The sequence below is a fragment of the Streptomyces katrae genome, assembly GCF_000966975.1.
Classification (GTDB): Bacteria; Actinomycetota; Actinomycetes; order Streptomycetales; family Streptomycetaceae; genus Streptomyces; species Streptomyces katrae.
The window spans coordinates 1-1106 of sequence record NZ_JZWV01000996.1 but is presented as its reverse complement, the minus strand read 5'-3'; the positions used below and the strand labels follow the sequence as shown (position 1 = coordinate 1106).

The 1106-nt window shown below is 70.7% G+C and carries 2 protein-coding genes; one reads left to right on the top strand and one right to left on the bottom strand.

Annotated elements, in window-relative coordinates:
• Positions 1–112: 112 nt before the first annotated feature.
• Positions 113–862 carry a hypothetical protein gene (locus tag VR44_RS31045; RefSeq protein WP_045950954.1) on the top strand — a complete coding sequence of 250 codons (750 nt, stop codon included), beginning with the start codon at positions 113–115 and terminating at the stop codon, positions 860–862.
• Between the two features lie 48 nt (positions 863–910).
• Here VR44_RS31045 and VR44_RS45450 read toward each other — a convergent pair.
• On the bottom strand, positions 911–1106 hold a 196-nt coding region (locus VR44_RS45450), incomplete at its 5' end, for a hypothetical protein (RefSeq protein ID WP_157880465.1).

The following is a 1106-nucleotide window of genomic DNA, read 5'->3' as shown; positions in this document are numbered from 1 at the left end:
AGAGATGTGTATAAGAGACAGGGACAGCTCCGTGGCATGAGCGGCGGCGCTGGCGGGCCTTCAACGCACCCCGCGTGAGCTCCAGTCGGGGGTCCGGAACTGGATTCGCCACATGGATCTCGACATCGTCGTGGCCGGCCAGCCCCTCGGCTTCAGCCTGGACTGCATCGACGGCGAGATCGTCCGCGCACAGGTACTGACCGGCCCCGACATAGGCTCGTTCGAAACGGCTCGCACGGCCGACGACACGGGCCAGATCACCACTCTCATCACGGCCGGCAGCGCCGAGAGCTATGCCAAGCACATCCAGGCCTTCATGCACGACCGCCTCAACCTGCAGCCCCTGCTCAACTCACTCAACGAGACCGGCACCCCAGGCTCACGGGTGGCCCGCCTACTACGGAGCGATCTACCTGCCCGCCGGCGGCGACAAGGCGCTGCTCGGCGACCAGATGATGGGGGCCTGCCCGGCCGCCTGCTCCAGGTCTTCCTCGACCTCCCGGCCGCCGCGACCCTGACCCGCGTGCGCGCCGCCCATGACGTCAGGAGCTCCACCGCCAAGCGCCGCAAAGCCGACGCCCACGGCGCTTTCCAGCAGCGCCGCGAGGAACGCGAACGCAAGGAGAGCGAGCTGCGCGAGGCCCGCGCCCGACTGGCCGCGCTGCCGGGCCCCGGCGAGGACGAATCCCTGACTTCCCTGGCCGCCGAAGCGGCACGACGGGCACGCGTGGTGGCCGACGCCCAGGAGGCTTGGGAAGGCCTGATGCGCGTGCACCGGCGCGCGGTGGAGCACCGGCGCCGCGAGGAACGCCTGCTGAACGACGTGTGCCAGACAACCAGACGACCCGGCGCGGACGGATAGCGGCGACGGGCCGCAGCGGTCTCCGTGGGGCCGTGGCCGCCTGTTGTGTCAGTCCTCGATGTGGGCCAGGGCGCTGGCGACATCGGCGCCGAGGGTGTAGCCAGGGCTGTCGTCGAGCAGTTCCTTGCGGGCGTTGTAGCGCTGGGTGGTGCGCGAGCGCCCGATGCCGCCGCGGCGATCTGGCCGATCTTGGATTCGGCGCCGGCGAGGCTGACGCGGAGCCCCTCGATCTTGCGGGCTGGAC

What these genes read in the sequence shown, in the direction of transcription:
- VR44_RS31045 (WP_045950954.1), top strand. Translation starts at nt 113, where the DNA reads ATGGATCTCGACATCGTCGTGGCCGGCCAGCCCCTCGGCTTCAGCCTG.